Annotated in this window: 20 protein-coding genes, 1 tRNA gene and 1 pseudogene; 14 read left to right on the top strand and 8 right to left on the bottom strand. The window is 61.3% G+C overall.

What is annotated here, in order from left to right:
• The first annotated feature begins 217 nt into the window (after nucleotides 1-217).
• Nucleotides 218-1,366 carry a PD-(D/E)XK nuclease family protein gene (locus tag CSAL_RS05485; protein ID WP_011506374.1) on the top strand — a complete coding sequence of 383 codons (1,149 nt, stop codon included), beginning with the start codon at nucleotides 218-220 and terminating at the stop codon, nucleotides 1,364-1,366.
• Nucleotides 1,367-1,396: 30 nt separating this feature from the next.
• On the opposite strand, the gene CSAL_RS05480 is transcribed toward CSAL_RS05485, so the two are convergent.
• From CSAL_RS05480 to CSAL_RS05470, 3 genes are all read right to left on the bottom strand, one after another.
• Complete coding sequence (locus CSAL_RS05480; RefSeq protein WP_011506373.1) at nucleotides 1,397-1,834, bottom strand: type II toxin-antitoxin system VapC family toxin; 438 nt, start codon at nucleotides 1,832-1,834, stop codon at nucleotides 1,397-1,399.
• A complete protein-coding gene (locus CSAL_RS05475; RefSeq protein WP_035410883.1) occupies nucleotides 1,831-2,073 on the bottom strand; it encodes a FitA-like ribbon-helix-helix domain-containing protein in 243 nt (80 codons plus the stop codon). The genes CSAL_RS05480 and CSAL_RS05475 overlap by 4 nt, the downstream gene beginning before the upstream one ends.
• 103 nt (nucleotides 2,074-2,176) lie before the next feature.
• On the bottom strand, nucleotides 2,177-3,919 hold the full coding sequence (locus tag CSAL_RS05470; protein ID WP_011506371.1) for a sodium:solute symporter family protein: 1,743 nt from the start codon (nucleotides 3,917-3,919) through the stop codon (nucleotides 2,177-2,179).
• Nucleotides 3,920-4,700: 781 nt separating this feature from the next.
• Between CSAL_RS05470 and CSAL_RS05465 the strand changes: the two genes are divergently transcribed.
• From CSAL_RS05465 to CSAL_RS05450, 4 genes are all read left to right on the top strand, one after another.
• Entirely contained in the window at nucleotides 4,701-5,516 is an 816-nt protein-coding gene (locus CSAL_RS05465) for a CsgG/HfaB family protein (protein WP_011506369.1), read from the top strand.
• A 29-nt stretch (nucleotides 5,517-5,545) separates the two neighbouring features.
• On the top strand, nucleotides 5,546-6,280 hold the full coding sequence (locus CSAL_RS05460; protein WP_011506368.1) for a hypothetical protein: 735 nt from the start codon (nucleotides 5,546-5,548) through the stop codon (nucleotides 6,278-6,280).
• 62 nt (nucleotides 6,281-6,342) lie between these two features.
• Nucleotides 6,343-6,849 (top strand): hypothetical protein, encoded by a 507-nt coding sequence (locus tag CSAL_RS05455; protein WP_011506367.1) that lies wholly within the window; start codon nucleotides 6,343-6,345, stop codon nucleotides 6,847-6,849.
• Between the two features lie 342 nt (nucleotides 6,850-7,191).
• The gene (locus tag CSAL_RS05450) at nucleotides 7,192-8,607 is read left to right on the top strand and encodes a sigma-54-dependent transcriptional regulator (protein ID WP_011506366.1); all 1,416 of its coding nucleotides are present in this window, start codon (nucleotides 7,192-7,194) and stop codon (nucleotides 8,605-8,607) included.
• A gap of 165 nt (nucleotides 8,608-8,772) precedes the next feature.
• On the opposite strand, the gene CSAL_RS05445 is transcribed toward CSAL_RS05450, so the two are convergent.
• Together CSAL_RS05445 and CSAL_RS05440 are read right to left on the bottom strand one after the other, a co-directional pair.
• Entirely contained in the window at nucleotides 8,773-11,034 is a 2,262-nt protein-coding gene (locus CSAL_RS05445; protein WP_083831076.1) for an ATP-binding protein, read from the bottom strand.
• 3 nt (nucleotides 11,035-11,037) lie between these two features.
• Nucleotides 11,038-11,553, bottom strand: coding sequence for a putative pterin-binding protein (locus tag CSAL_RS05440; protein ID WP_011506364.1), 516 nt, complete (start codon nucleotides 11,551-11,553; stop codon nucleotides 11,038-11,040).
• Between the two features lie 117 nt (nucleotides 11,554-11,670).
• Between CSAL_RS05440 and CSAL_RS05435 the strand changes: the two genes are divergently transcribed.
• Nucleotides 11,671-12,363 (top strand): response regulator transcription factor, encoded by a 693-nt coding sequence (locus CSAL_RS05435; RefSeq protein WP_011506363.1) that lies wholly within the window; start codon nucleotides 11,671-11,673, stop codon nucleotides 12,361-12,363.
• Here the strand turns inward: CSAL_RS05435 and CSAL_RS17895 are convergent.
• The 3 genes and pseudogenes from CSAL_RS17895 to CSAL_RS05425 all read right to left on the bottom strand — a co-directional run.
• A pseudogene (locus CSAL_RS17895) lies at nucleotides 12,360-12,729 on the bottom strand (hypothetical protein); the annotation flags it as partial. The gene CSAL_RS05435 and the pseudogene CSAL_RS17895 sit on opposite strands and share 4 nt — an antisense overlap.
• A gap of 109 nt (nucleotides 12,730-12,838) precedes the next feature.
• Nucleotides 12,839-14,587 carry a sensor domain-containing diguanylate cyclase gene (locus tag CSAL_RS05430; protein WP_043558007.1) on the bottom strand — a complete coding sequence of 583 codons (1,749 nt, stop codon included), beginning with the start codon at nucleotides 14,585-14,587 and terminating at the stop codon, nucleotides 12,839-12,841.
• Nucleotides 14,588-14,853: 266 nt separating this feature from the next.
• Nucleotides 14,854-14,930, bottom strand: a tRNA-Ile gene (locus CSAL_RS05425).
• Nucleotides 14,931-15,023: 93 nt separating this feature from the next.
• On the opposite strand from CSAL_RS05425, the gene CSAL_RS05420 reads away from it, so the two are divergent.
• From CSAL_RS05420 to CSAL_RS05385, 8 genes are all read left to right on the top strand, one after another.
• Nucleotides 15,024-15,632, top strand: a complete 609-nt coding sequence (locus CSAL_RS05420; protein ID WP_011506361.1) for a hypothetical protein — start codon at nucleotides 15,024-15,026, stop codon at nucleotides 15,630-15,632.
• 3 nt (nucleotides 15,633-15,635) lie between these two features.
• On the top strand, nucleotides 15,636-16,388 hold the full coding sequence (locus tag CSAL_RS05415; protein WP_011506360.1) for a 4'-phosphopantetheinyl transferase family protein: 753 nt from the start codon (nucleotides 15,636-15,638) through the stop codon (nucleotides 16,386-16,388).
• A 138-nt stretch (nucleotides 16,389-16,526) separates the two neighbouring features.
• Nucleotides 16,527-18,623, top strand: a complete 2,097-nt coding sequence (locus CSAL_RS05410) for a TonB-dependent receptor (RefSeq protein ID WP_011506359.1) — start codon at nucleotides 16,527-16,529, stop codon at nucleotides 18,621-18,623.
• 359 nt (nucleotides 18,624-18,982) lie between these two features.
• Nucleotides 18,983-20,575, top strand: a complete 1,593-nt coding sequence (locus tag CSAL_RS05405; protein ID WP_011506358.1) for a pyridoxal phosphate-dependent decarboxylase family protein — start codon at nucleotides 18,983-18,985, stop codon at nucleotides 20,573-20,575.
• Between the two features lie 28 nt (nucleotides 20,576-20,603).
• A complete protein-coding gene (locus CSAL_RS05400) occupies nucleotides 20,604-21,983 on the top strand; it encodes a lysine N(6)-hydroxylase/L-ornithine N(5)-oxygenase family protein (protein ID WP_148266796.1) in 1,380 nt (459 codons plus the stop codon).
• Nucleotides 21,980-24,508: a GNAT family N-acetyltransferase gene (locus CSAL_RS05395; RefSeq protein WP_011506356.1), complete on the top strand. Its 2,529-nt coding sequence runs from the start codon at nucleotides 21,980-21,982 to the stop codon at nucleotides 24,506-24,508. Before CSAL_RS05400 ends, CSAL_RS05395 begins: the two co-directional genes overlap by 4 nt.
• Nucleotides 24,509-24,546: 38 nt before the next feature.
• Nucleotides 24,547-25,041, top strand: a complete 495-nt coding sequence (locus tag CSAL_RS05390; protein WP_043558001.1) for an RNA polymerase sigma factor — start codon at nucleotides 24,547-24,549, stop codon at nucleotides 25,039-25,041.
• A gap of 83 nt (nucleotides 25,042-25,124) precedes the next feature.
• On the top strand, nucleotides 25,125-25,892 hold the full coding sequence (locus CSAL_RS05385; RefSeq protein WP_011506354.1) for an ATP-binding cassette domain-containing protein: 768 nt from the start codon (nucleotides 25,125-25,127) through the stop codon (nucleotides 25,890-25,892).
• Nucleotides 25,893-25,895: the final 3 nt, after the last annotated feature.

Below are 25,895 nucleotides of genomic sequence, written 5' to 3'. Positions count from 1 at the left end.
GTGCTGGCGATGGAGAGGAAGGTCGAGGCGTGCAGGTCAGGAGGGAGCGATGGCCCTTCACGATGGGCCCTTCGCGATGGCCTTTCGCAATGATCTTTCGTAATGGTCCTTCACCATGACCACCGGGCTTGGGATCGCGTCCTTTACAAGGTACCTTTACGCGCCTTGCGCGCCGTGACACATGGCGCCCCTTTCCTTTACTGCCAGGACTGCATCGATGGACGACTCCCTGCTGGTCAGCCTCCGCCGCTATCGCCCCCGAGAAGGCCGCGATAGCCTCGAGGATTACCTCACCGAGATTTTCGCCTGGCTGCTGCGGAATTCCCGCGAGGTGGCTGACGCCTTTCTCGACACCGTCATGAGCCATGTGCCGGAGGCCGATCGCCTCGAGCTGCCCGATGCCGATCAGGACATCACCTGGGAGACACAAGCGCCCTATCCGGGGGCGCGGCTCGACATGCTCGCCCAGTGGCCGGGCGGCGCTCTGCTTTTCGAGCACAAGGTGCATGCGCCGCTCTCGGCCGAGCAGGTGAACAAGTATCGCGAGCTGGCGGCGTCGGAGTTTCCCGGCAAGTCCGCGCGGGTGATCGTGGTCTCCGCCAATACCGGTCAGCATCGGCCGGAAGCGCACGGCTGCCTGTGCTGGGAGGACGTGTACAAACTGCTCGAGACACGCCACAAAACGCTGAGCGACCCGACGGAGCACTTTCATATCGCCAGCTTCCTGGCACTGCTACGGCACGAGGGGCTGCATCCGGCAGCGCCGATCAGCCATCAGGCGGTGGCGTTCTACCCGGTGGCGTGGCGTTTTCCGGAGCAACTGGCGGATGCGCTGACACCGCTGGCGTACGAGGAGTGGCCGCTCGCGGAGCGCTATGAAGGACGCAGCCCCAAGACGCGCTGGGGCCGGCTGGGGTTCGAGCTGATCCCCGCCGGTGGGCCCCTTCACTGGATGCCGGGGCTGTTCGTGGGGGTGATTCTCGACGGGCGCGACCACCTGGTACAGAACCGGCATACCGACCGGGTGATGCTGAACGTCATTCTCGACTTCTCGGTCAAGCTGCACGACATCTACCCGCAACTGCCGAGCTATCGGCGACTCGTGCAACAGCTTCGCGAGCGGACGCCTCACCGAGGCTGGCACTTCTACGATCACCTCGAGGAACGCCCAGCCAATCGCCATCATCCTCTGTACCTGGAGACGCCCCTGCTCGACGTGCTGCGCGGGACGACCACCATGGAAGAACAACGCGATGCGATTCGCCGCACCGTTCGTGACGCGCTCGAGCTGTTGCAGCACGATGACGCCCTGAAGGCGCTGACCGATGAAGTCCGGCACAAGGCGAGTTCGTTGACCGAGGCCTGATGGCAATGACGAGGGAGCATCGTCCGACACCTACGATCTTGGCGCTGAGCGATGCCCCCACGGATTGAGTATATCGATGCCAAGCGCCTCGAAGTCCTTCACGTTGCGTGTCGCCAGCGTCGCGTGATGCTGCCGACAGATCGCGGCGATTTGAGCGTCAGCGGTATGCACCACCCTGCCTGCACGCTCACTGATTGCTACTGATTCTGCGTAGTGCACCGCCGCCACCTCATCGAACGGCAGAATGCGGCCTGCAAAATCTTCCTCGAACATCGCTGCTGCCATGGCGGCGAAACGGCGTTGGCGCTTGCCACTGGGCAAGCGCTCGATGCCATAGAGTATTTCCGCCACGGTAATAGCGGTAATAGTCACTTCACTCGCATCTTGGCTATCCAACCAGTCGACAACGCACGCGTCTGGTGTGGGCCGCATAAGCTCGGATAGCACATTGGTATCCAGGACGGTCATACGTCGAGATCCGGAGCGCGAGGCTTGTCAGACCTGGCTGGCATCTCCAGCTCGACACCTCCCGCTGTTGCAAAGCGCTCTCGTATACGGCTGCCTAATCCCCCTTTTTGAGGCTGGTTCAAGGCGCCGCGAAGAATAATACGCACCTCCTCTTCCATGGAGTGGCCATGCTTGGCCGCTTCCATACGAAGCTGAGCCTTTATTTGCTCGTCCAAATTGCGAATCGTGATCGATGCCATACTAGCCTCTCCATACGATCTCAATGCAATCAATGATAGCACCAAACCGTCAAAAGTACCTATGATGGTCTACGCACGAAGAGAGGCACGGCTACTCACCCTATCAGGGCTTCGCCATGTGGGCGCTGCCGACTTTCGTGCTGCGTGCGCTCACCAGGCGGAAGCCCACCGCACCGGCGATCACCAGCATGACGCCACATCCCGTCGCCAGCAGGTAGGCGCCGGTCACCGCGCTATCGGCCACGCCGAAACGTCCGGCCAGCGCCGCCAGCGAGCCGGCGTACTGCCACCATAGAAAGGCTCCCACCGCGACGCCGGCCAGCATGGTCGCCCCGGCCACCCGTCGACTGACCGCCGCCCAACTGCGCTCGTTCTCCACCGGGCTACGGTGCAGAAAGGCGCGGTACTCACTCTCTGCCTGGCTGACGTGGGTCAACCTGGAGACGATCACGATCGCCACCAGCGCCACCAGGGTGCTGAGTATCACCGGGTGGAGATAAACGGGCAGCGAGACCCATTCCGCCTGCACCATCAGCGACAAGATCAGATTGCCGACGAAGCCGACCCCCAGGCCCCAGCCGGCACCAGCGGCGGTAATCCGACGGCTCCAGATGCTCATCAGCGCCACCGGACCCCAGGAGGAAGCGAACAGCGTGGCGGCGAACCATACCACTGCCATCACCGCCGGCGGCTGGAAGAGTGCCAGCAGCAGCGCTACCAGCCCGGCCACCAGCACGCCGATGCGGCTAGCCCGCATGGCACTGCGCTGGCTGCGCGAAGACGGCAGGATATCGTGGGCGAGACTGAAGCCGATGATCGACAGAAAGGTCGAGCACGAGGAGAGCCCGGCGGCAAACACGCCAGTGAGGATGATGATGCCGAGCCAGCTCGGCAGCACGTTGAGCGCCGCCCACACCATGGCACGCTCGCCGTCGAGCGTCGGGTCGTAGAGGTTGATCGCCGCGCCGGTCATCATCATCAGCGCGTAGAAGACCGCCAGCACCACGGCGGTGAGCATGGCCGAGCGCATCACCACGTGCTCGTTGCGCGCCATCAGATAGCGGCTCGCCTGCCAGGGGCTGGCCGCCAGCACCGTGGCCCATACCAGCCCCAGCGTCAGCCCCCAGATAAGCGCTTCACCGGGTGATGAGAAGGTCGCTCCCTCACCCTCGATCACGCCGTGCCATAGCGCGATGCCGGGCTTGTCGGACTGCGCCAGCAGCCCCTCGATCACTCCCGACCAGCCGCCGAGATCGCTGATGATGTAGAGTGAGCCGCCCACCGCGGCGATGGAGAAAATCACGAACATCACGGTGTCGGTGAGCACCACGCCCTGGGAGCCGGAGTAGAGAATGAACCCGGTGTAGGTGAGCCATACCAGTACCAACCCGGACCAATAGGGCAAGCCGGTGAGCTCCTCGAACATGATGCCGGCCCCCTGCATCACGCCCAGCAAGTAAGCCCCCAGCCCGAATACGGTGGTGAGCCCGGCGATCATCTGCACGCGTTTCGAAGCGAAGCGCTTGCCGAAGAACTCAGGCACCGTCAGCGCCTCGCTGCGGCGCAGGTAACGGCCGAACACCAGCGCCCCGAGCAGACAGCCCGAGGTGCTGATGGCGGCGAAGATCAGCATGACGAAGGGATACCCCTGGTAGGCGAAACCGGTCTCGCCCAGAAAGGCACTGGTACTCAGGTAGCTGGCGACCAGGGTGCCGAGGATCATCAGCGTGGGGGCGTTACGCCCGGCAACCAGGTAGTCGTCGAGATTCTTGACCCGGCGGCCGGCCAGATTGCCGATAATGAAGTAGCCGACGAGGCTCAAGAGGATGGCAGCGGTATAGATCATGGCGAATGACACTTGTTGTTGAAATTTGCCGCCATGTTAAGCACTTGCATACGAATCACTGTCTTCGTTGCGACATCCGCCTCGACCGACACGACGCGCCCTGCTTTTGGTCTCGTCTTCAGCTAGCCAGTTGCTTCACATCAATCGCGGATACGGTGGCCGGCTGCCTGGAGACCACCAGCGTCGACACAGTTACGCGTACTTGTCTCCGGACCACCTCGAGGAAGCCGTGCAATATAGCCCGGTTGTCATCGTTGACACTTGCGGGGGAAGTACAGCAATCAGGAAGGAAAAAACGAAGCCAAGCGCTTGTTTTAATGGTGGGCCCAGCAGGACAAGATCTCAATTTAAAAAAAGACAATAAAAAACAAAGACCAGCCACAATCAAACAAAATGTAAAGCGCATTAAAAAAATTTATTACGTAATATTTAGGATGGCACTACAAACCAGATTCCGCCTCCTAGCATACCGCAATAACTGATAACAAGACCGCTTTCAACCACGCACCAGCCCACTACCTGGCACAGCACTTTAGCATTCTACGCACTTCCGCAGATTATCTTCGGATGAGGCTTTATATGTATTCGCTGGTGCAAAACGCTAGAGTCTGGCAAATCGCCACGATGCCGCACGAGCAAAACGCTTGGGTTGGCCGACCTCAGCTAACCCATACCATCGCTTTGCTGCGATATACCGATGCAACCTATTGAACATAATAGCCAACCGGTCTTTCTGGCACGACTTGAGCAATAGCCATGTCAATCACAGGAGGACGCCAAGATGAAGGTCTCACTGCCCCACAAACTCACCACTGCCTTAGCACTCACTGCAACCTTGGGTGGCTGCGCCTCCATCGGTACCGCCCCAGTGGCGCCCAGAGAAGGCTCGCGAGTGATGACCAACCACACGCCCTACACCCGCTGCTTGAGCGCACTCAGCCAACAACCCGGTGAAAACCTGCCAGTGGTCAGCGTCGGACAGATCCTCGACCGGACTGGCCAGGTCAGCTACTCGACCATCACCGAGAGCCGCGTGCTGACCCAGGGTGTGTCCGAGATGCTGATCAGCGCCCTCTACAAGACGCGCAAGGTGCGCCTTGCCGAGCGACTCGACATCCGCATTCCGCTAGCCGAGCGTCAGCTCAAGGATGCCGGGGCAATGCAACGGGCCCCCGCAGCACTCAACGTGCAGCCCGTCAACTTCGTCATTCTCGGCGCACTCACCGAGCTCAACTACAACATCCTGACTCAGGGGGCACGCCTTTATGTGGGACTTATCGGCGCGAGCAACCGAGAAGCGGTCATCAACGTGGGCCTGGATCTTCGGGTGGTGGACGCCACCACCTTTCAGACCGTCTACGTTACCAGTTTGCAAAAGCAGATTGTCGGCAACCAGGTGGAAGCGGGCGTCTATCGCTTCTTCGACAATCAGCTCGTTGAATTCGATGCCGGGACGGTGAGGAACGAACCTCTCCAACTTGGTGTTCGATCCGTCGTGGAAATGGCTGCCTACCAGATCCTGACGGAAGGGCTCGGCCTGCCGATCAACGACACCCAAGCGTGTCAGGTGGCAGACGGGCATTACCCTGCGGCTTGAAAACAGCCAAAAAGAAAAAGGAAAGCCACATGAAAACTCAGCAAAAAACCGCACTGTCTGCAGCTATCGCCCTCACTGGCCTGATGTCAGCCTCCTCGGCCTTGGCCTTCGACTCGGTGACCTGGGTGTGGGATGCCACGGTCAACAGCACGGTCGACACTTCGGCGCTGTCCGAGATCAATGTCGTCCCCGAAGGCCTGAACATGACCGAGAATGATCAGACCACCCTAGGCACCATCTCCGCCACCAGCCTGGTCACTGCCGTCGACAACACCATCATACCGTTACTAGATGGGAACGCCGTTGAGGACCTGGCGGCAATCGAAAGCATTGCGACCGCAGTGGGTAACAACGCCACGATCGAGTCCGATGTGTCGACCCAAACCGACAACTCCCAGGTTTACGCGGGGCTCGACGCCTCGGTGGGCACGCCGCTAACCGGTGAACCGGTCGATGCCACGCAGCCCGGTAGCGTCACCGCGACCGCCTCGGCACTCGCGATCCTCAACGCCACGGTCGACGTGGACGCCACGGCCGTCGGCAACAACATGACCGTCGATCTGACCACCTTGTCAGACAACGACGCATTCGCCATCACCAACAACGAACAGCTCTCGGTGGCACTGGTCACCAGCACCGCCACTGCCGACGGCGTGCTGTTCAACGGCATCAACGGTATGGGAGGAGGCGACACCGCCGCCGTATCCTCTACCGCCACCGCCGTTGGCAACAACCTGTCGGTCAAGGTGGATGGCAACTTCTGATTTTTCATCTCAACCCTGGCTCGGGCATCCGTGGCCTCCACGGATGCCCTGGGAGTTCTCTCATGACACGCACAGTTAACCGACATGTTCCCGGCACTGCCACCTTTCCCCTCGACACTAGCGCCCTCCCCTCTCGGCTGCAGGCCAGCTGGATGGCTGCGGCCCTTGTCGCAGCGCTTCTATCTGCCGGTGGCCCCGCTGAGGCGGGAGATCGAGATCCGCTCGTAGGCCCCTACCCCTATGACTTCCCCGCGCGGGCCAGCATCCAGGGCTCACTTCTCCTGCAGGAGGCACGGCGTCGCAACAGCGGCAGTGGCGATTCGGGATCAGATGACAGAGGTAGTATCAATGCAGGCGCCATCGTCAACAACAATTCCACGTCGATCGCCGTGGGCAACTGGCAACAGATCGAAATGACCCTTGGCGATGGTGCAGAGGGACTGATCATGACCGAAAACCATCAAACCAATGAGGCCGAAGCCAACGCCCTGTCAAAAATCAATACAACGCTGAATATGGAGGCCGCGGATTCGAGCAAGATGTTATCCAAAGAAAAAAAAGCGAAGTAGCAGCAACTTTCGCAAGCAAAAATGAGAAACTCAATATCTATAATGGAACGACTACTCAAGGAGCGCTAACAAACTGCCAAAAATGTAAAAAACTGTTAAAAAAATCATGAAACAAGGAAAGCTGTTTCGAGTCTGGCTAGAGTAGCAGTTAACTCGTGTACGAATCATGAAGACTGGAATGACAGGAGCAAGTGTGCGTACTGATGCCATGTCATCAAGCCAGGTCGCCAAGCGCTGATCGGATACCACATCGGAAGTTGGCGACGCGCGCATCGCAAGGGCATCTCGAGTGACAACGCGTACAAGCTTTGACAACGACTTCGAGCCAGCCAAGGGATCGCCATGAAATCTTACAAAACGCAGGAGCACCAGCTGACTTCTACCGCATGCCTCCCCGAGCCTGATGTGTTGATCATCGTGGTCGAGGATGACACCGATACCGCCCATCTCTATCAGACCATCCTGGCCACGCGTTACCAACACGTGGCCATCTGCCACAGCGGGAGTGAAGCCGTTGCCAGGCTGGTCAGCCACCAGGGACCTGCCGCGGTGGTACTGGACTACCATCTCCCCGACATGACCGGTCTCGACGTCATGGCCACCTGTCGTGACCTTGAACACCCGATTGCCTGCATGATGGTATCCGCCGATCACCTGAGTGACCATGAGACTGGGTACGGCGAGGCGGTACGCCTGACCAAGCCGCTCGGCTGTCAGACGTTGCTACAGTGGACCACAAAGCTCGTGGACAAGGTACAGACTGCGGCTCACGGCGAAGGCCTCGGCGGCCATGCCCCCGAGAAACTGCTGATCGGTCAGAGCGCGGCCATGCAACACCTCCGAACGCTCATCCCACGCTTGGCGCAGTCGCGTTCTCCCTTGTGGCTACATGGAGAAAGCGGGACCGGAAAGGAACTCGCAGCGCGCAGTGTGCACTACTGCAGCCCAAGATCCTCCGGTCCGTTTGTGGCCGTGAATTGCGCGGCATTTCCCGAGGCGCTGATCGAATCCATGCTCTTTGGCCACGTCAAAGGCGCCTTCAGTGGTGCCACACGGGATCACAAGGGCTTCTTCGAAGCGGCCGACCAAGGCACCCTATTTCTCGACGAAGTCGGCGATATGCCTCTGCCCTTCCAGGCCAAGCTGTTGCGCGCACTTCAGACCGGCACCATTACTCCGGTGGGCAGTACGCGAGACGTCCGCGTCGATTGCAGGGTGATCACCGCCTGCCACCGAGACCTCACGCAGTCCGTCCGAGAGGGAGCATTTCGGGAGGATCTCTACTACCGTCTCAACGTTCTGAGTCTTGACTTGCCGCCCCTGCGCGAGCGCCGGGGAGACGCCTTGATGCTGGCGGATCATCTGCTGAATTCGCTGGCCAGAGAAGAACATACTGCAGCCTGCCCCCTAGATGAGGAGGCCAGAAGCTGGATCCAGCAGCATGACTGGCCCGGCAATGTTCGAGAACTGGAAAACCGACTGAGGCGCGCCCTGCTACTGTGCGACGGAAGAGCGATAACGGTCAGGAACCTAATGCTGAACGATAACGAGTACCTTGCGTCCGCAACAGCCCCCTCGCAAGCGCCGTCTGGCGCCGGTATCTACTTCAGCCCGGGACGCATGACCTTGCGTCAGATAGAAGACGTGGCCATCGAAGCGACTCTGGAAGCATGCGACGGCTGCGTAGAACGCGCCGCCCGGCAACTCGGAGTGGCAGCATCCACCCTGCACCGCCGGCGCAGGCGCCAGGCCGCCTGAGACACGTTAAGACCAGCGCCGCGGCCACCCGCAAGCTCACATACTGTCCTCAGACGAACTCGGGGCGGGCGGCGGCCCCGCCTCCTAGGTACCTGACGTGCGCCACTCGGACGCCAAGATTCATCGCCGGAGCCACTGCGACAAGACCTTATGCATCGGTGCCGCTCAAGACAGATCGACCCCCCTGCCACGCCATAGGCAAACCGCGTCACTCCCCCCTCGTCCGATACGGGCAATTTGCGCGCGACAGTGCGACATTTCGGCATTCGGCGCCAACTGCTCTAGGCGCGCCGCTTCTGCGGCAAGCTGCCGACACCCCATCGAGGCCGCCGCGCCCTTGAGCGAGTGCGCCTCGCGCTTGATCCGCTCACGGTCACTGCCATCGACAGCCTCGCGCAACACTTCGACCCGACCATCGAGACGTGAGAAAAACGCTGCGAGCAGCGTCTTCAACGTCTCATGCTCCAGGCTCTGCTCGAGTTCGGTCACGGTGTCAGCATCCAGGCCGCCCCCCACGCCGACGCAGCTGCGATCCTCCGCGGGCCTGGCGGCGTCAGCATCGGCCACCTGCTCGGGCGCGTGGTCAAGCTGCACGACATGTGATGCAGCCTGATGACGCCTGAGTGGATAGGCACGAAGAACATTCGCCAACTCGTGTCGAGTGAAAGGCTTGCTCAGAATGTCGTCCATTCCCGCCTCACGGCATGCCTGCCGATGCTCCGGCATGACGTTGGCCGTCATGGCCACGATAGGCAGGTGACCCTCCCCCTCCTCGGCACGAAAGCGCCGAGTCGTCTCCACGCCATCCATGCAAGGCATCTGCATATCCATCAGCACCAGGTCATAGTCCTTGCACTTCATCGCCGCCAGCCCCTGCTCTCCGTCTTCGGCAAGATCGAAGGTCTGACCGAGGCGCTTGAGCAAGGCGGCCACCAGATCCCGATTGATAGGGTTGTCTTCCACCACCAGCAGATGTCGTGACGCCAGTGCTTCAGACGGATCGTCGAGCAAACGCTCGCTGACACCCTCGGCGGCACTCAGTGGAAGACAGAAGTGAAAGACGCTGCCCAGGTCCGGCATACTGTTCAATTCAAGGTGCCCCCCCATGGCTTCTACCAGCCGATAGCAAATCGCCAGGCCAAGGCCGGTCCCCTCATGGCGCCGTGACAGAGAGGTATCCACCTGAGTGAAGGGTTCGAAAAGCGCGGCCTGGACCTGCTTGTCGATGCCGACACCGGTATCACGCACCTCGAAAAAGATCGTCGCCGGCTTTCGCGATTGAACAGAGAGCGTAATACTGCCCACCTGGGTAAACTTGAAGGCATTGTCCATCAGGTTCATCAACACTTGTCGCAGGCGAGTCGCATCACCGATCACCACCGGAGGCAAGTCATCACCTAACTGCACGATGAGCGACACGTCACTGGTCTGACGTGATTGATATCCTTCGGCAAGCCGCGAGACCATGCGCGTCAAGGGAAACGGCGAATGCTCAAGATCAAGACGTCCTGCTTCGATCTTCGAGTAGTCCAGTACATCATTGATAACCGCGCGCAGCGAGGCGGTGCTTTCCCTCAGGGTCGCGAAGTGCTGCTCACGCTTTTCCTGACAAGGCTCATCCTCGAGCACATCGAGCATACCCACCACACCATTGAGCGGGGTGCGGACCTCGTGACTCATGATTGCCATGAATTCCGACTTGGACTGACTCGCCGCTTCTGCCTGCTGCACAGCACGCTGAAGTTCCTGAGACTGCCGCTGCAAACGCTCACCGTGGCGGGCACGTGAGCGCGCCTCGCGCCACAACGCCATGACAAGATAGGTTCCTGCCAGCATGATCAATATCATCAGCACGAACAGCAGCACGTAAACCCGCAGCATGCCCTGCCGGGTCTGTTCACGAACGCTAGCCAGCGCCTCGTTATGGTCGAGCAGCAGCCGTTCCGCATCGTCGCGCATGGCGCTGATCAATTGTGACAGTTGCCGACGCTGAGCAGGCAGCGGTGCCAGCGCTTCCTGATAGAGTGGCTGCAGCAGTACATCGATATCTTCAAGACGAGCATCGAGGTGCCACAATGCTTCAAGGAGCTCAGGCTGTGATGCCAGATATTGGCGATATTGTCCTTGCTGCAGCAGCTTTATCCTGCCGTAGAGAATGTCAAAACGCTCCATCAGCCGGGTCCAGGAAGAAAGCTCGCCACGAGTACCTGATACGCCGTGTGTCGGCCGGCTTTCCACCTGCTCCAGCGCCATTTCAACTTCACGTGATTGACGATCCAGTTGATAGATCGCCCAGGTGACGTTCTCCAGCCCTTCATGTCGCAGTCGATCGTGGCGCTGGAAGGCGGTCACACCAACGACAAGACAGGCAGCGAACAGCAAAAGTGCCGCTGCCGCAGATAACTTGAGACCGCGTGCCGCCATCATCGACTAGTTGTCGTATACATCAATGGCGGCCACCTGCCACACGGAGCGGGTAAGATAGGTCTCGGTCAGCAGGTCGGGATTGTCATCGAACGGGTAGACGATAAAAAGAGGCCCCTGTTCGCGAATGCTCATCGGCTCACCATCCTTGAGGATCGCCAGCACGACCCCATGTTCAGCAAAGTCAGAGGCCGGCACATCGGCAGCGTAATCGTTCAGCGCGGTGACGCGCAGATCGCTCCCCTGTGCGCCCACCTCCGCCAGCAGGACGACGCCCAGCGGCCCACTGAAGGACACCTTCCCATTATGCCAGGGTGTCTGCGTCACGATCTCGCCCTGCTTGAGGCTAGCCAGCATCGCCATGTCGAAATGTGCCTCGTCACCTACATTGGTCCGAGTGATGTCACCGCTTACTACCAGTACAGTCTTGCCGACAGGCGGCTCCAGCGCCATTGCCTGCTCCGCCACTAGCCCCACTGACAAGGCTAGCAGGATTAGGGGCTTACTCCACAGGATTTTCATTAGCGCATCTCCGAACGTTTGAGAACTCACCCATTCGGTATATGCTGATTTTGGATAGAAGTTTGTGAAACTTTGTCAAATCCACTTCTGCTCGGCACCAAGACAGGGATCCTCAGCATGCGTATCGCCATTCTCGAAGACGACCCCGATCAGCAGGATCTGATTGCTGCGGCTCTGAGCAACGTGTCAGCCACGCTGACACCGTTTACCACGGCTCACGATCTGTTTCGGGCCATGCAGAACAAAAGCTTCGAGCTGCTGGTGCTCGACTGGCGTTTGCCCGAGGTCGATGGGTTCGAAGTGCTTGAGGCCCTACGCAATGAGTATCAGTGGCCAGGTGCGGTGCTGTTCATTACCGCCGACGATGCCGAAGACAACGTCGTCCGGGCCCTAGAGGCCGGGGCAGATGATTTCCTTCATAAGCCTCTGCGGGTCACCGAACTAAGGGCTCGAATCGAAGCCTTGGGTCGCCGGTTAGGTTACGTCGACAAAGATGGGACGACGTTGCTAGAGTGCGGCCTCCTCCAGCTCGACCTGGCAGCTGGGTACATCCGCCTCAATGGCGAGACCGTCGAGCTTACGGATCGGGAATATCGGCTAGCCGCCCTGTTTCTCCAGAACCCTGGCCAACTCTTCACGCGCTCCTATCTGCTTGAGCGCATCTGGGGCGTCAGTGGTGCCCTCAATACTCGTACTGTCGATACCCATATCAGTGGCCTTCGGCGCAAGCTGAAGCTGGACGGACAACATAATTATCGACTCAAGAGCGTCTATCAGCAAGGCTACCGCCTTGAAGCAAACCATCTCTAATCATTGTCCTTGACTTCAAGCATTAAGCGCAACACCTGCGTTGACAGGGCTCCTGAGTACTCACCCAAGAATATTTTTGCCGGTGTCCAGTATTCCGGTCATTTTCTAGGATGACTGTTGACCTTTTCCACCACCCTTCACAATTCAGCATCGGTGACGTTCCGAAAATCAGTATCTTTCGGAAAATACTGGCGCACCAGCCCGTTACTGATCCACGTCGAAGCATTAATACCGGATCATGGCTGCTCCCGTTCCGGTCGACGTGATGTAAGAAAGGCGGGCCGACAACAAATAATCACTGCAGCGCTCAACCAGTGTCACCGGACCGGCTTCTTTATACCCCTTAAGCTCGGTGCCACCTTCCCAAGTGCTCAATATGACATCGACGCCCTACCTCACTGGGGGTGGTGCCAGATACTCGCACGATGGGAAATCTTGCTCAGTGCGAAAGGAGAGCCGCACTTTATTGACAGCTCTACTGGCTCACACAAACCTGATTGCGCCCACCGTGCTTCGCCTCGTACAGCGCTTCGTCGGCACGTTTGAACACATGTGGATATGTGTCGGTGGGCTGCCACTGAGTGACGCCACTGCTGATCGTGATGTGAAGCGGGGACGCTTCCTCGATGGGAATCGGCGTCGACTCGATCTTCGATCTCACGCGTTCCATCACGCTGCGAGCCACCTCCAGTGACGAGTTATTGATCATGACGACGAATTCCTCACCGCCCACGCGTGCCGCGAAGTCACCCGCTCGAGCGCGAAGAACTTCCGTGACGCGCTCCGAGAGCCAGATGATCACTTGGTCGCCAATATCATGGCCATAGGTGTCGTTGATGGTTTTGAAATGATCGATGTCGATGACGGCAAGACAAATACCGGCGTGTTGAACGTCTGGACTCTTGACGAGCATGTCGACATACTCGTTGAGGTATGCTCGATTAGGTAACCCCGTCAACTGGTCCTTTCTTGCCAGCGCCGCCATTTCATCGCGCTCTTTTTTGACCTGCGATAAATACTCGAATTGCGTTACTACCTTCTCGACTGCCCCCACGATCAAGCGCACGAGCTCCACTTCGATATCACTGAAGGGTTTCACGCGATGCGAAGCGCTGGAGAAGTTGACGGTCCCCCAGACAATGCCATTTATGCGCACGGGGGCTCCGATGTAGGTTTCCAAGCCAAACGTTTCATAGCAAGGATGGCCTGAAAAGCGTATATCATTGCCTGCATCGATGGTGTGAAACACATCATCATGGTTCAGCGTCAGACGGCAGTATGTATCTCCAAGGGAAAATACCGTACCCGGCTCAATCGCTGCTTCCTTGGATTCGCTCCACATGATGGTGTACTGATCCCCCACCACCTGGCTGACGATCGCGATATCCTGCCCCAGATAATCCAGTGCATCACGCAGCAGATTGCTGATAATCTCTTGTGTATCAATATCCGTTCGGTTGACAGCGTTATGAATGCCCTTTAGAAGATTGATCATCGCGCTGTATTCCGAGACATCATTGATGACGGCATAGAAACCACCGACTTCATCACCAATAAAATAAGGAATATAGCTGACGTTGAAGTGAAGAGACCGGCCATCGGCAAGAGTCAACCTATCTTCATAGTTGACTCGCTCTCCACTCAGAGCTCTCTCAAAACGCGGCACGATCTTCTTGAATGACTCCTCGGTCATGACCGAGGAGACAGGCTTTCGGTACAACTCCTCACGGGTCAGCCCGATGAATTCTTCATAGGCTTTATTGTTGAAAAGAAAGCACCAATTCCTGTCGACATAAGTAATCATCATCGGCAGCGCATCCGCGAGCTGATCGACGATCGCTTCTTCAGCCTCCAAGTGGGTATTCATGCGAGAGACTTTGGCTACGACATTGCCATCTCTGGCTTCATAGTATTTCCAGCGCAACTGGTTCCGCCGATCCAGATAGGCATCGTTTTTCTTGTCGCTGGAGCACGGCGCTTTGACGGACTCTGCGATGAAACTTTTCAGGAAATCCGCTCGCAAAATATCCCGATCGGATAACGCGGCACCAACAAGCTCTTTTCTTGGCACCTTCAAGACATTCTGGATAGCCCCTGCCACATCTTCGATCATGCTGTCTTTCGAGATGAAAAGGTATGCGTCTTCCGAATCCTGCATGACCTGCTTGAACCACGCTTTCTCGGGCATGGGCTGCTCCCTGGCCTTGTCATCATCCTGATACATGCAGCATATCTAGTGCATGGGTATCTGTCATACCCTGACCTTAGTGGGTTCATGAGTAAAAGAAGGGAACCGACTGAGGCGTCAAGACATCCCATGGGAGCGAGGCATCCAGAGGATGGGGAGCATGCATCTTGATTGACTGACTTTTTCGCCGAAACGTTAATTAAAGTTAGACCCCAAGTGACACATGAGTCCACGGACGCATCAACAACTTGGCATACGGCGGTTACAGGGAGGCATTGAAATCGCGGCGAGGCGTCTTGCATTGGTGGGCCCAGCAGGACTTGAACCTGCGACCAAGGGATTATGAGTCCCCTGCTCTAACCAACTGAGCTATAGGCCCTATCGCGACGGGGCAGTATCATAGCGGAAGCCGATAGGCGAGACTAGGGGGGCATCCCCTGGATTGTCGTTCCATCCCAAGGAGGGTTTGGTGATGTATGAGATGAAGCGTATGGGGCGTCGGGCCGCCGGGGTCGTCGCGCTGGGACTGGCGGCATTGCCGTGGGCGGCGCAGGCGGATTGGCAACTGGATCCGGCGCGCTCCCACGTCGAGGCGACGATCACCGAGATCACGTCGTCCGGCGAGTCGGTGGCGCATCGCCATGCATTGAAGCGCATGGACGGTCATATCGCCGAGGATGGCACGCTGCGCCTGCCCGTGCGGCTCAATCAAACCGATGTGCTGGAGCAGCTGGGCGACCTGCCGCCGTGGATGGAGAGTCTGTCGGATACCGAGTTGACCACGGTGGTCACGCAACTGGATCCGAGCGTGCTCGAGAACCTGCCCGTCGGCGAGTCCCGTACCGAGACGCTGATGCTCAGCGTGAAGGATGGCGATGCCTCGCAGCAGGAGCCGCTGAAGGTGCGTTTCACGCGTGAGAGCGAAGGCGAGATACGCGTTCGCAATGCCGAGGCGGTGGCCCTGGATGGCCAGGTCATCATGCAGAACCAGACCGCACGCACGGTGCTCGGCCTGCTCGGCTATCAGCAGATCGACGACGAGGTGCCGGTCGAGCTCGACGCGGTGCTGGTGGACCGCTGACGCATGCAGGAAGCGCTCGACCTCCCCCCTGGCTGTCAGGACTGGCGGCAGACGTGGCCCTGGCCGCATGCGCTGCCTCATGTCGTCTGGCGGGGGGTGACGTTCACGGCGGACGCGATGTGCGAAGCGGCCTTTGCCGAGCACGGCATCGCCCTGCCGACGGGGCTGGGGTCTGCCGTTGCCAAGCGCCGCGCGGAGTTTCTCGCCGGACGCCTGTGTGCGCGCGATGCCCTGCGCGCCGTGATGGGCCGTGCCGAGGTGCCGGGAGTCGCCGAGACACGGGCCCCTTGCTGGCCGGCGGGCACGGTCGGGAGCATCACGCACAGTGCCGGTTTCGCCGCCGCCCTGGCGGCGCCGGCTCGCCATTGGCAAGGGCTGGGGCTGGATGCCGAGCCCCCCATGCCGGCGGCGCGCGCGACACGCCTCGCGCCGCAGATTCTCACGCCTCGGGAACGCGACTGGCGCGACCGGCTCCCCGCCGAGGCGCAGGCACTGTTCACCACCCTGGCCTTTTCCTGCAAGGAAAGCCTGTTCAAGGCACTGTTTCCGCTCGTGCAGCGGCGCTTTTACTTCCAGGATGCCGAACTCGCAGACTGGCAGCCCGAGGAAGGCCGCGTCACGCTTCGTCTTCTCACCACGCTTGCCCCCGACTGGCCTGCCGACACACCGTGCCATGGCCAGTACGTGGCGGACCCACGGCGGCTCTTGAGCGTGATCGCGTTACCCCAGGCGCACGAGCCCCCCGCGCATTCTTGAACGAACCTGAGTCTGCCCCCTGTGTGTCTTCCTTCTTGTTGAACGCCCTCTAATAATAATGATTATCGTTGAGTTTTGTTTTCGCATGCGTATGCTGGCACGCGCATACGAATAACACTCAATCTCAAGGGACCCGTCATGAAGAAGACTCTGTCACTCGGCCTGGTCGTCGCCACTGGGGGCGTGGCGCTTGGCGCCTCGGCGCAGGAGACCGGGGAGACGATGGTGGTGGTCGGCGCGCGCACGCCCACGGAAATCAGCCAGATCCCCGGGGCGGTCTGGGTCGTGGATGAAGCACAGATCCAGCAGCAATTGCGTTCGGGGCAGTCCCTGAAGTCGGCCCTGGGGCGGCTGATTCCGGGATTCGACTTCGGCTCGAGCACCAACCGCACCAACTACGCCCAGAACTTCCGGGGCCGCGATGCGCTGGTGATGATCAACGGTGTGTCGCTGAACAACTCGCGCAGTCTGTCGCGTCAGTTCGATTCCATCGACCCTTTCAACATCGCGCGCATCGAGGTGCTCTCCGGCGCGAGCAGCCTCTACGGGGGCGGCGCCACCGGCGGCATCATCAACATCATCACCAAGAAGGGCGAGCAAGGCGGTCCGCATTTCGAAAGCGAGCTGGGCCTGACCAGCGGCTTCAATGCCTCGGACGACCTGTCTCGGCGCGCCGCGCAATCGGTCTCGGGCGGCAACGAGCGCGTTCAGGGGCGACTGGCCGTGGCGGTGCAGGAAAACGGCTCGTTCTACGATGCCGACGGGGACATCATCAAGCCCGACATCGCCCAGACGGGACTCCAGGAAAATCGCTCCGTCGACCTGATGGGCAATATCGAGGCCAAGCTGAGCGACCATGAGCGCCTGGATATCACCGCCCAGTATTACGACTCCGCCTACGTGGGCGACAAGGGGCTCTACTACCCGAATTACGAAAGCGGCGCGGAATATTCGGACAAGATCCAGAACAGCGAGGTCCGCGACGGCTACGACTCGGACGTCGACCCCGAGACCGAGCGGCTGTATCTCAACGCCAACTACCATCACGATGCCCTGCTCGGCCAGCGCTTCTATTTCCAGGCCTACCACCGCGAAGAGTCCTCGGTCTTCAACCCGTTCCCCGGCGGCAGCACCTTCACCGTCTCGGAACAGAACACCGACTTGACCGGCGCCAAGGCGGTCTTCACGGCATCACCGAGCGACCCGCTGAGCGTGACCTACGGGCTCGACGCCTCGCGGGAGGAATTCGATTCCAAGCGCTATACGCTGGCGCCTTCCGAGGGCGGCCTGGAACTCGACCAGACCGACGTGCTCGACCCGTATTATCCGTCGTTCCAGGCCGACACCCTGGCCGCGTTCGTGCAGGCGGATTATCAGCTCACCTCGAACCTGCAGCTGTCCGGCGGCGCGCGGGTGGAGCAAACCGATGTCGAGGTCGAGCCTCAGGGCGGCAACGACGGCGGCTCCAACGACTACGACGTCTCGCTGTTCAATCTCAAGGCGCTCTACGACTTCCAGAACGGGCAGCAGACCTGGCTGGCGTATACCCAGGGCTTCGAGATTCCGGACATCGCCAAGGCGTATCGCGACGTCAGCTTCGACATCTCCGACAACCCCGTGGACGGCATCAAGACCCAGCAGCTCGAGGCCGGCTGGCGCCTCACCGGGCGCGATTGGCAGTCGCAGATCGCCGCGTATTACAGCTGGTCGGACAAGGCGATCGACTATCTCTACACCAACGATGGCGAACTCGAGATCGGGGTGACCACCATCGACAAGGACGTGAGAACCTACGGCCTGGAAGGCAAGGTCGAGCGCTTCGTCGGCGCCAACTGGCTGTTCGGCTCGGCCTTCAACTGGGTCAAGTCCGAGGAGAAGGTCGGCGGTGAATGGGTCGATACCAGCGTCACCGAAGCCAGCCTGCCCACCGCTACCCTGTATGGCGAATGGTCGGACGTCGATACCCGCGCGCGCCTGCAGGTCAACCGTGCCTTCGGCATCGACGACGCCTCGGGCAACGAGATCGACGGTTTCACCACGGTGGATGCCACCGCCAGCCAGGACACGGCCTACGGCACCTTCAGCCTGGGCGTCGAAAACCTGCTCGACGAAAGCTACGTGACGATCTGGGGGCAACGCGCCGCCGTGTTCTATGAAGCCTATGACGCGCAATCCCTGTGGGATCTCCAGGGGCGTGGGCGCACCTATACCCTGACCTGGTCGCACGCCTACTAGGCATTCGGCGCCGCTTCCCAAGGCCACGACACCTCAAGGCCACGACACCTCAAGACCACGACACCTCAAGACCGCACGCTCACGACGGCCCGCTGCCCAGGCGGGCCGTCTTGCGTGCCGGCCTGCCGCAGCCGAGCGGTCATTCCCCGTTACCTCCCCATGGCACCAGCCCGGCTGAAACGACCGGATGACAAAACCGGGTGAAAAAAAGTTGTCCGCTCGGTTCAGAAACCGGGGCCGGCATCGTCTTCCTGTAGGCCACACTGATTTACTAACGATTATCATTAACACAAGGAAGAAAGTCGCAACCTCATGATGTCCGTTGCGACCTCTTACGCCACCAGGACATAGGTGATGCCATGAGTCAAAACGCTGCCATTCGGATGGCGCCGCTTTCTTCCCGGCCGCTCGCATCTCGGGCGATGGGCGAAGACGCGAACCATGCCCTGTTCATGCCGCGCAATGCCGATGCCTACCGTCAGGGCATGCAGCGCTGCATCGAACTCGTGCAACGCAAGTTGACCGAGACCGGCCAGCCGTTCTCGGGAATTCTGCCCAGCGAGATGCAGCGACGCTTCGAGGGGCTGGATCTGAACCATCGGCTCGACGACCTCGACGCCGTGCTGGCGGAAGTCGAACGGCTGTATCTCGACGACGCAGTGTATTTTCATCATCCGCGTTATGTCGCGCACCTCAACTGTCCGATCACCTTGGCATCGATTCTCGCCGAAGCGATCGCCACCCCGATCAACACCGCCGTCGAGACCTGGGACCAGAGCGCCGGCGGCACCTTCATCGAGCAGGCGCTGATCGACTGGACGGTCCGCCGTATCGGCCTGGGCGATGACGCGGACGGTGTCTTCACCAGCGGCGGCACCCAGTCCAACCTGATGGCCCTGTTGATCGCGCGCGATCATCGCTGCGCAGCCCTCGACGGGCATCAGGGCAATCGCGAACACGGCCTGCCCGCCGACGCGGCCAGGTTGCGCATCTTCGCCTCCGAGGCGAGCCACGTCAGTCTGCAAAAGGCCGCCGCGTTGCTGGGGCTGGGGCACCGTGCCGTGGTGCCGATTCCCTGTGACGACCGCTACCGCATGGACACCGGGGCGCTGGCACGCACCCTGGCCGAGAGCCGGCAAGCAGGAACGATTCCGATGGCCGTGGTCGCCACGGCCGGCACCACGGATTTCGGCAGCATCGACCCGCTGGCGGATATCGCCGCGCTCTGCCGCCGGCATGGGGTGTGGCTGCACGTCGATGCCGCGTACGGCGGCGGCCTGCTGACATCGCCACGGCACCGCCACTGGCTGGCCGGTATCGAACAGGCGGACTCGGTCAGCGTCGACTACCACAAGTCCTTCTTTCAGCCGGTCAGTTGCAGCGCCTTCATGGTCGCCGAACGCCAGAGGCTCGGCTATGTCACCCATCACGCCGATTACCTGAATCCTGCCGGCCGGCACGACGACGCACCGCCGGACCTGGTCGACAAGAGCCTGCAGACCACGCGCCGCCTCGACGCCCTGAAGCTATGGATGACCCTGCGCCTGCTGGGGCCGGATGCCCTGGGCGAGCTGTTCGATCGTGTCATCGCGCTGACCCGCGAGGCGTACCATCTGCTGCGGACCGCGCCGGACATCGAGGTGGTCACGGCACCACAGCTCACCACGCTGGTATTTCGCTACCGACCGCGTGGCCACGACCTGGACGACGCCAGCCTGGATGCGCTCAACACCCATATCCGACAGGCCCTCTCGCGCCACGGCGAGGCGGTCGTCGCGGCGACGCGTGTCCGGGGGCGCCGATACCTCAAGTTCACGCTGCTCAACCCGGAGACCGGCATCGACGATCTGGCCACGGTCGTGGAGCGCCTTCAGGCCCATGGCGCCGACTTCCTGACGCGCGACGATGCCGCGTCACCCAGGCGGCATGACCTCGCTGCCGCTTTCTCCTAATCCCCGGCCTTCAACGATGAGAGCCATCATGCCAACGCCGATTCACGACTTCATCGCCATCGGACTGGGCCCTTTCAACCTGGGCCTGGCCTGCCTGACGGACCCGCTCGAGGACGTCAACGGCCTTTTCCTGGAGCGCAAGGCCGGCTTCGACTGGCATCCCGGCATGCTGCTGGAAGACGCCACCCTGCAGACGCCCTTCCTGGCCGACCTGGTCACCCTGGCCGACCCCACCAGCCGGTTCAGTTTCCTCAACTACCTCAAGCGCCAGGACAAGCTCTACGCCTTCTACATTCGCGAGAACTTCTTCCCGTTGCGACGCGAATACAACCATTACTGCCAGTGGGCCATCGATCAGCTCACGTCGATCCGCTTCCATCACGAGGTGCAGCGCATCGACTTCGATGCCGACGACGATTGCTATGTCGTGCACTGCGTGGATACCGCCCGCGATACCGCGACGAGCCATCGGGCCCGCAAGCTGGTACTCGGCACCGGCACGCAGCCCGACCTGCCCGCATGCTGCCGGCCGCACGCCGAGCGGATCACCCACAGCGCCGACTACCTTGCGCACAAGGCCTGGCTCCAGCAGCAGCCGGCGATCACGCTGGTGGGCAGCGGCCAGAGCGCCGCGGAGATCTACAAGGACCTGCTGCAGGACATCGACCGCTACGGTTACACCCTGAACTGGATCACCCGCTCGCCGCGCTTCTTTCCTCTCGAATACGGCAAGCTGACGCTGGAAATGACCTCGCCGGAGTACATCGACTACTTCCACGCCCTGCCGCAGGCCACCCGCGATGCCTTGATGTCGCAACAGGCGAATCTCTACAAGGGCATCGATCTGGCGCTGGTCAACGAGATCTACGACCTGCTGTATGCCAAGCGGCTCGGTGGTCCTGTCGACACGCACCTGCTGACCAACGCCGAGCTGCAGGATTGCCACTACGACGCGGCACGCGCCACGTTCGAACTCGGCCTTTACCAGACCGAACAACGACGGCCCTACCGCCATACCACCCCGGCGCTGGTGATGGCCACCGGCTATCGCTATCGGGAGCCGGGCTTCCTGTCGCCCATCCACGCGCACATTCGACGCGACGCCGCCGGGCGTTTCGCGGTGGACCGCTTCTACAGCATCGATCACGACCGCTCGCGCCTCTTCGTGCAGAACGCCGAGCGACACACGCACGGCCTGGCGGCGCCGGACCTGGGCATGGCCTGCTATCGCAACGCCTGCATCATCCGCGAGCTAACGGGAATCGAGCATTATCCCATCGAGCGTCGCATCGCCTTCCAGACGTTCGGCACGCCCGACGACGCCGTCTTCCGCCCCGCGCCCCGGCCGGCCCGGCGCCAGCCAACCGCCGACGAGACCGCCCCGTTGACCTGTGAGGTGCCGAAATGACGACATCCGCCTTTCTCAGCCCGCTGTACGATCCAAGCAATACCTACACCGACGCCATTCCCGGGCTCGGCCGCTTCCATCTGCGCGCCATCCACTGCGATGCGGACAGCGCCCTGATTCATGACTGGGTCAGCCGCGACTACGCTCGCTTCTGGGGCATGCGCGGCGACAGCCGCGAGCAGGTGGCGGCGTTCTATCGAGGGCTGCACGAAAGTCCGCACAGCCAGGGCTATCTGGGCTTTTTCGAAGGCCGCCCCGCCTTTCTGGTCGAGTGCTACCAGCCTCAGCACGATCCCATCGGCGCGCATTACGACGTGCGCCCCGGCGATCGGGGCATGCACGTGCTGGTGGCACCACCGGAAACGCGCATCCCCCGCTTCACCTGGGGCGTGCTCAGCAGCGTGATGGCGCTGATGTTCAGCGATCCCGACACAGACCGCGTGGTCGTCGAACCCGATGTCCGCAACGAACGTATCCATCCGCTCAACCGCCGGGTGGGCTTTCGCTACGACCGCCAGGTGCGCCTGCCGGGAAAAACCGCGCATCTGGCGTTCTGCACCCGTGCCCAATTCCACGCCGCCTATCACCAGGCGCTGGCAGCGCTCCCCCGCGAAAGTCTGCCAACCAGAGAACCACTGCCATCCAGGGAACAGGAGACCACCGCCATGGAGACGCCTCCGGCAATCGACCCGCGCCTCGCCCATCTCGATCCCGAGCGCTGGGCCCGGGCCAATCGTCAGTTGATCCGCAAGGCCATCGCCGAGTTCGCCCACGAACGCCTCGTGGCGCCCCGCCGACTCGACCGGCAAGGCGATTGGGGCGACTACACCTTGCCCATTCCCGGTGCGAACGGCCATTACCGCTTCCGGGCGCGTCGCATGCAGCTCGATCACTGGTGGATCGCCCCCGGCTCCCTCGCGAAGATCGTCGACGACGAGCCCGCCGAGCTGGATGCGCAACGTTTCATCATCGAGTTCAGCGCCGTACTCGGCCTCGACGACGAGACGCTTCCCGTGTATCTGGAGGAGATCGGCAGCACCTTGTCCGGCAGTGCCTACAAGCAGGCGCATCAGCGACTCACGGCGGCCGAGCTGGCCCATGGCGACTTCCAGACCATCGAAAGCGCCATGACCGAGGGCCACCCGAGCTTCGTCGCCAACAACGGACGCATCGGCTTCGACGCCGACGACTACCATGCCTACGCTCCCGAGGCCGGCGCCGACATCCATCTGGTGTGGCTGGCCGTGCATACGCAGTGTGCCGAATTCAGCAGCGTGAGCGATCTGCCCTACACCGAACTGCTCGAACAGGAGCTGGGCCGCGACACCGTGGCACGCTTCCACCGCCATTTGCAGGCATGGGGACTGGACCCTGGCGCGTACCTGCTCATGCCGCTGCATCCCTGGCAATGGCACAACAAGCTGGCGACCAGCTTTGCCAGCGAGATCGCCAACCGGCGCATCGTGTACCTGGGTACCGGCGACGACCGCTACCGTGCCCAGCAATCGATCCGTACGTTGTTCAACACCTCGCGGCCCCGGCGCCGGTACGTGAAGACGGCACTCTCGATCCTCAACATGGGCTTCATGCGCGGCCTCTCGCCTTACTACATGCAGGCGACACCGGCCATCAATGAATGGCTCAAGGCACTGCTCGACGGCGACGCCTTCCTGGCCGACAACGGCTTCACCCTGCTGCGCGAGGAAGCCGCCATCGGGTATCGCAACGCCTATTTCGAGGATGCCGTCGCCCGTGACAGCCCTCACAAGAAGATGCTCGCCTGCCTGTGGCGTGAAAGTCCGCTCAATCATCTGCCGCCCGGTCAGCGCCTGATGACCATGGCCGCGCTGCTGCATCGCGACAAGGACGGCCAGGCACTCCTCTCGGCGCTTGTCGAGGCCTCGGGGCTCGCGCCCCGCGACTGGCTACGGCGTTATCTCACCGCCTACCTGACGCCGATACTGCACTGTTTCTACGCCCATGATCTGGTCTTCATGCCCCACGGCGAAAACGTGATCCTGCAGCTCGATGCCCACGTGCCGGTGCGCGCGATCATGAAGGACATCGCCGAGGAAAGCGCGATCATGGGCCCCGACGCCGCGCTTCCCGAAGGCGTGAAACGCCTGGCCGTGGCCGTGCCGGAACACCTCAAGGTGCTGTCGCTGTTCACCGATACCTTCGACTGCTTTTTTCGCTACCTGGCCCCGATCATGGTCGAGCATGGCGAGGCACGGGGCGATTTCACCGAATCCGACTTCTGGCACGGCGTCGCCGAATGCATTCTCGATTACCAGCGTCGCCATCCCGAATTCGCTGATAAATTCGCGCGTCACGACCTGTTCGCGCCGACCTTCGCGCGCTCTTGTCTCAACCGCCTGCAACTGGGCAACAACCGGCAGATGATCGACCTCGCCGATCCGTCCAAAAACCTGCAGCTGGTCGGCGAGCTGGACAACCCGATCGCCCCCTGGCGACCACACGCACATGACACGGACGATGCCCGGCGCCACGCCGAGACGGCATGACGCCATCACGCGACGCTACCCACGGACGGACCCGACATATGGTCGATACACTCGATAGACTGTTCATGGAGCATTCCCGGGAGCTTGTCGGCTATCTGGCCGGCAAGCTGGATACGCCGGAGCTGGCGGCCGACCTCTGCCAGGACGTGTATCTGCGGCTGCAGCGCGCGAGACTCACTCAGCCGCTCGCCAATCCTCGCGCCTACCTGTTCCGCATTGCCCGCAACCTGCTGATCGATCATCAGCGCCAGGCCAGGGCCCGGCCCGAGACGATCCCCCTGGAAGACACCACCACCGGGCTCGCCTGCGCACGGCATTGCCCCGAGGCCGATGTCTGCCAGGCCCAGCGCCTGGCGTGCGTACGCACCTGCCTGCGACGGCAGCCTCGGCACGTGCGTCAGGCTTTGCTGTGGCATCGCCTCGAGGGACTGCCTCAACGCGAGATCGCGGCCCGCCTCGGGGTATCGGAACGCATGGCCGGGCGTTACATCGAGCAAGCGTTGCGCGCCTGTCGCCAAGCCATTGACGCCTGACATGACGGCGCCGAGAGTTTTGATAACCGTTCTTATTTGAATTACGATTGCGCCCTACGCTTTTCCCGCTTGGGGTCCACCTGATGTTCAACGTCGACGCTGCCAGCTTCGAGGTCAACGGCCAGTGCCTGTTGCACCCCACCGACCTCGCCTTCGAGGAAGGCAAGGTGTATGGGCTGATCGGCCACAATGGCTCGGGCAAGTCGACCCTGCTCAAGCTCCTCGCGCAGCAGCAGGCCCCGAGCCGAGGCGAGATCCGCCTCGACAAGCGCCCACTCGCCGACTGGGGCACGCGCGAGTTCGCCCGTCACGTGGCGTACCTGCCACAGCACCTGCCCGGCGCCGACAACCTCACCGGCCGCGAGCTGGTGGGATTCGGACGCTATCCCTGGCACGGCCTGCTCGGCCGGCTCAACGGCAAGGACAAGACCCAGATCGAACGCGCCATCGCACTGACCCACACCGAGGCCTTCGCCGACCGGCTGGTCGACACTCTCTCCGGTGGCGAGCGGCAGCGCGTCTGGCTCGCCATGCTGCTGGCCCAGGAAAGCCGGTTTCTGCTGCTGGACGAACCGCTGGCAGCGCTGGACATCGCCCATCAGGTGGAAGTCCTGGCCCTGGTGCGCTCGCTGTGCCGCGAGCTGGGGCTGGGCGTGGTGATCGTGCTGCACGACGTCAACATGGCGGCACGTTACTGCGACCATCTGGTCGCCCTGCACAGCGGGCAGGTCCTGGCCCAGGGCGCGCCCCGCGAGTTGATGTGCGATAGCACGCTGGAAGCCATCTATGGCATCCCCATGCGTGTCATGTCCCACCCCGGCGGCGAGCACCCCATCGCCGTCTTGCACTAGGGA

Origin of the sequence: Chromohalobacter israelensis DSM 3043 (genome assembly GCF_000055785.1) — a bacterium.
In the GTDB taxonomy this organism is placed as follows: Bacteria; Pseudomonadota; Gammaproteobacteria; order Pseudomonadales; family Halomonadaceae; genus Chromohalobacter; species Chromohalobacter israelensis.
The sequence above is the reverse complement of the archived record's forward strand: the minus strand, read 5'-3'. Positions and strand labels throughout refer to the sequence as shown.

Excerpts from the sequence above, each read along its gene's own strand:
- CSAL_RS05455 (WP_011506367.1), top strand. The coding sequence starts at position 6,343 with ATGACACGCACAGTTAACCGACATGTTCCCGGCACTGCCACCTTTCCC.
- CSAL_RS05430 (WP_043558007.1), bottom strand. The coding sequence starts at position 14,587 with ATGTATCAGGATGATGACAAGGCCAGGGAGCAGCCCATGCCCGAGAAA.
- CSAL_RS05400 (WP_148266796.1), top strand. The coding sequence starts at position 20,604 with ATGCCAACGCCGATTCACGACTTCATCGCCATCGGACTGGGCCCTTTC.
- CSAL_RS05450 (WP_011506366.1), top strand. The coding sequence starts at position 7,192 with ATGAAATCTTACAAAACGCAGGAGCACCAGCTGACTTCTACCGCATGC.
- CSAL_RS05435 (WP_011506363.1), top strand. The coding sequence starts at position 11,671 with ATGCGTATCGCCATTCTCGAAGACGACCCCGATCAGCAGGATCTGATT.
- CSAL_RS05385 (WP_011506354.1), top strand. The coding sequence starts at position 25,125 with ATGTTCAACGTCGACGCTGCCAGCTTCGAGGTCAACGGCCAGTGCCTG.
- CSAL_RS05470 (WP_011506371.1), bottom strand. The coding sequence starts at position 3,919 with ATGATCTATACCGCTGCCATCCTCTTGAGCCTCGTCGGCTACTTCATT.
- CSAL_RS05415 (WP_011506360.1), top strand. The coding sequence starts at position 15,636 with ATGCAGGAAGCGCTCGACCTCCCCCCTGGCTGTCAGGACTGGCGGCAG.
- CSAL_RS05410 (WP_011506359.1), top strand. The coding sequence starts at position 16,527 with ATGAAGAAGACTCTGTCACTCGGCCTGGTCGTCGCCACTGGGGGCGTG.
- CSAL_RS05420 (WP_011506361.1), top strand. The coding sequence starts at position 15,024 with ATGTATGAGATGAAGCGTATGGGGCGTCGGGCCGCCGGGGTCGTCGCG.
- CSAL_RS05465 (WP_011506369.1), top strand. The coding sequence starts at position 4,701 with ATGAAGGTCTCACTGCCCCACAAACTCACCACTGCCTTAGCACTCACT.
- CSAL_RS05440 (WP_011506364.1), bottom strand. The coding sequence starts at position 11,553 with ATGAAAATCCTGTGGAGTAAGCCCCTAATCCTGCTAGCCTTGTCAGTG.
- CSAL_RS05445 (WP_083831076.1), bottom strand. The coding sequence starts at position 11,034 with ATGATGGCGGCACGCGGTCTCAAGTTATCTGCGGCAGCGGCACTTTTG.
- CSAL_RS05390 (WP_043558001.1), top strand. The coding sequence starts at position 24,547 with ATGGTCGATACACTCGATAGACTGTTCATGGAGCATTCCCGGGAGCTT.
- CSAL_RS05485 (WP_011506374.1), top strand. The coding sequence starts at position 218 with ATGGACGACTCCCTGCTGGTCAGCCTCCGCCGCTATCGCCCCCGAGAA.
- CSAL_RS05395 (WP_011506356.1), top strand. The coding sequence starts at position 21,980 with ATGACGACATCCGCCTTTCTCAGCCCGCTGTACGATCCAAGCAATACC.
- CSAL_RS05405 (WP_011506358.1), top strand. The coding sequence starts at position 18,983 with ATGAGTCAAAACGCTGCCATTCGGATGGCGCCGCTTTCTTCCCGGCCG.
- CSAL_RS05475 (WP_035410883.1), bottom strand. The coding sequence starts at position 2,073 with ATGGCATCGATCACGATTCGCAATTTGGACGAGCAAATAAAGGCTCAG.
- CSAL_RS05460 (WP_011506368.1), top strand. The coding sequence starts at position 5,546 with ATGAAAACTCAGCAAAAAACCGCACTGTCTGCAGCTATCGCCCTCACT.
- CSAL_RS05480 (WP_011506373.1), bottom strand. The coding sequence starts at position 1,834 with ATGACCGTCCTGGATACCAATGTGCTATCCGAGCTTATGCGGCCCACA.